This is a genomic window from Pseudoalteromonas sp. AWM4_233, assembly GCF_056158285.1.
Window position 1 is genome coordinate 1 of the sequence record NZ_JBSWSZ010000154.1, and the last position, 2,980, is coordinate 2,980.

Sequence of the window (2,980 nt, forward strand, 5' to 3'; positions counted from 1 at the left end):
CCATCAAGTGGGCTGGCTCTATATACTGATGGTCCCGCCCCAATGCTAGCGATTGAGCATCAGAGATTGCCATCTGGAATTTGCTAGTAAAACGGTCAAGACGCATAAGTCCTCCTATCTTCTCTCACGGTAAGATATGGTGGTCTTGCTCCCATTTTTCAAGCCAAATATTCTTCTGCTAATTATTACACTGTCAATTTTCCAAATAATTTCAATGCAATCCACATTCACTGCGCAGGTGGTAGAGCAGTCACCAGCAGCACCTACCCAAATTACCCTGCTGCAGTAAGCTCAAGATATAAAAAAGCCCTGTATAAACAGGGCTATAAAGATATCTGATTAAGTTGGCTATTCCACGACCAAATCAAGGTTGCCTGGCGACCGGTAACCCCATCACGACGATAGGAATAAAATTGCTCGGCATCAGAAAAAGTGCAGCGATCCCCGCCAAATACATCGGTCACCGATGCACTAGCCAACCGCTGGCGAGCCAGCAGATACAGATCAGCCAGCCACTTTTCACCATGTGGCTGAAAACCTTCAGCAGCAGCTGGATCATGGGCCAGAAACTGTTCCCGCACCTCGCCACCCACCTCAAATACCTGCGGTCCAGAGTAGCGGCCAAGCCAGGCCATGATCTCCGATCCCGGCACAGAAAACTTAGCGATAGCCTGTTCGATAATACCATCGACCAAACCACGCCATCCGGCATGGACAGCAGCAACTTGTTCGCCTTGGCGATCGCATAGGATCACTGGCAGGCAATCGGCCGTCATCACTACGCAAGGAAGGTTTTTCTGTGCAGTATAACTACCGTCAGCATCCAACACTTCGGCGCTCGGTTGCTTAAGGTTGACCACATCAATGCTGTGGGTCTGATTCAGCCAAACGGGAGCAGTGTCCAAACCAAGTTGTTGCTGTAACCACTGGCGGTTTTGCAACACAACCTCGGGGTCATCCCCAACATGGTTACCAAGATTCAAACCTTGATACGGCCCTGCACTATTACCACCGCAGCGAGTCGTCGCAATGGCTTTTACGTTGGCAGGAGCTGGCCAGTCAGGGACAATCCACATATCAGTATTCTTCCTCTTGGTGCGCTTCTTTGTCCTTGCGCAGGATGCTGATCATCGCGACCATATCAATTGGTAGCGGTGCACGCCATTCCATCAGCTCACCGGTGATTGGGTGTTCAAGGCGAAGCATACGCGCATGCAGGGCCTGACGGTCGAAAGCACGCAGAGCTTGTACCAACTCGTCTGAGGCATTTTTCGGCGGACGAGGGCGACCACCGTATATCGCATCACCAATCAGTGGGTGGCTCAGGTAAGACATGTGTACACGGATCTGGTGTGTACGGCCCGTTTCAAGACGAAGAATGATACGGGTATGCGCACGGAAGTGCTCCGCCACACGGAAGCGGGTGATTGCCGGCTTGCCAAACTCACTGACCGCCATACAAACACGCTTGGTAGGGTGACGACCGATAGGCTTGTCAACTGTACCACCGCCTGTCATCTTACCCATAGCAATCGCTTCGTACTCACGGGTGATACGGCGCTTTTGCAGCGCACGAACAAGACGAGTTTGCGCCTGGATCGTTTTTGCTACCACCATAAGACCGGTGGTGTCTTTATCCAAACGGTGGACAATACCGGCACGCGGCACTTCAGCCAAATCAGGGCAGTGATGAAGCAGCGCATTGAGCACAGTGCCATCCGGCGTCCCCGCACCAGGGTGTACGACAAAGTCGCGCGGCTTGTTGATAACGATAATATGCTCGTCTTCGTGTACAATATCCAACGGGATATCCTGAGCTTCCCAGCGGACTTCGTCCTCGATCTCCGCTTTGATAAACAGCTCTTCACCGCCCATCATTTTCAAACGTGGCTTTGTCGTGACTTCCCCATCGACAGAAACCATGCCATTTAGGATCCACTCTTTGATCCGTGAGCGGGAATAATCGGGGTATAATTCAGCGATAACCTGATCAAGGCGCAAGCCAAGTTGACTATCATTTACTGTATTTGTTAACTCTATCTGCTGTGCCATAGCGAACTTTTTTAAAAAGCGTGGGACTAAACGTCAAACGCTGCGTAAAATAACATAATAGTGTCATTGTATCTGTTAACGGCTCAGACCGTAATGGATCCGCCGAAATAAAATTATTTATCAAGGAAACAGTCGCCGCAATGAAACGCCTGACTCTATCGTCTCTTCTTGCCGTCGCCATACTTTCAGGCTGTTCAAGCACGGAAGAAGTGGTACCGGACGTACCGCCATCTGAACTTTATGCCACTGCCCAGCAGGCCCTGCAAAGCGGTAGCTGGACAACCGCCATCGAACGCCTGGAAACATTGGATTCCCGTTACCCGTTCGGCGCTTACTCTGAACAGGTTCAGCTTGATCTGATCTATGCCTACTACAAAAACGATGATCTTGCTTTCGGGCTGAAGCAACGATTGATCGTTTCAACCGCTCTGAACCCTGCCCATGAGAAAGCTGACTGGGTATTGTATATGCGCGGTCTGACTAGCATGGCTCAAGACCGAAGCTTTATGCATGACTTGTTCAATATTGATCGCCACGACCGTGATCCAGAACCTGCCCGCAAAGCATTCCGTGACTTCAAACGCTTGCTAGAGCGCTACCCGAACAGCCGTTATGCTGCTGATGCCCAAGCGCGCATGGTCTTTTTGAAAAATCGTCTGGCTGAGTACGAGGCTTAGCCGCTGCCGACTTCTATCTTCGTCGTGAAGCTTGGGTTGCAGCCGTCAATCGCTCTCAGCTTATTCAGCGCGAGTACCCAAATACAGAGGCTGCCCGTAAGTCTCTGCTGATTATGGAAAGCGCCTACGAAAAACTCGGCTTGAGCGAGCCGCTGGAAAACACCACGCAAGCTTATCGCACTCAACCCAGTTTAATAGACACATTCGACGCAGGTGCTGGCCTTTGACTTGAGTTCTTCGTCCTTAACCTT

General features: G+C 50.9%; 4 protein-coding genes and 1 pseudogene. 2 read left to right on the plus strand and 3 right to left on the minus strand.

The genetic code is table 11. The annotated features are described in order from the left end of the window. The 3 genes from ACXAC4_RS28085 to rluD all read right to left on the minus strand — a co-directional run. Window positions 1–106: Clp protease N-terminal domain-containing protein (locus ACXAC4_RS28085; RefSeq protein WP_475168675.1), on the minus strand; the 106-nt coding region annotated here is incomplete at its 3' end. A gap of 217 nt (window positions 107–323) precedes the next feature. Beyond that, window positions 324–1,076 (minus strand): peptidoglycan editing factor PgeF, encoded by a 753-nt coding sequence (gene pgeF, locus ACXAC4_RS28090; protein ID WP_475168666.1) that lies wholly within the window; start codon window positions 1,074–1,076, stop codon window positions 324–326. 1 nt (window position 1,077) lies between these two features. After that, window positions 1,078–2,052: a 23S rRNA pseudouridine(1911/1915/1917) synthase RluD gene (gene rluD, locus ACXAC4_RS28095; protein WP_475168670.1), complete on the minus strand. Its 975-nt coding sequence runs from the start codon at window positions 2,050–2,052 to the stop codon at window positions 1,078–1,080. 140 nt (window positions 2,053–2,192) lie between these two features. Between rluD and bamD the strand changes: the two genes are divergently transcribed. Both bamD and ACXAC4_RS28105 read left to right on the plus strand, forming a co-directional pair. Continuing rightward, on the plus strand, window positions 2,193–2,729 hold the full coding sequence (bamD, locus tag ACXAC4_RS28100) for an outer membrane protein assembly factor BamD (RefSeq protein ID WP_475168673.1): 537 nt from the start codon (window positions 2,193–2,195) through the stop codon (window positions 2,727–2,729). A gap of 56 nt (window positions 2,730–2,785) precedes the next feature. Continuing rightward, window positions 2,786–2,956: pseudogene (locus ACXAC4_RS28105) on the plus strand (hypothetical protein); the annotation flags it as partial. Between the last annotated feature and the right edge of the window lie 24 nt (window positions 2,957–2,980).

Coding starts and splice junctions, on each gene's coding strand:
- pgeF (WP_475168666.1), bottom strand. CDS start 1,076: ATGTGGATTGTCCCTGACTGGCCAGCTCCTGCCAACGTAAAAGCCATT.
- rluD (WP_475168670.1), bottom strand. CDS start 2,052: ATGGCACAGCAGATAGAGTTAACAAATACAGTAAATGATAGTCAACTT.
- bamD (WP_475168673.1), top strand. CDS start 2,193: ATGAAACGCCTGACTCTATCGTCTCTTCTTGCCGTCGCCATACTTTCA.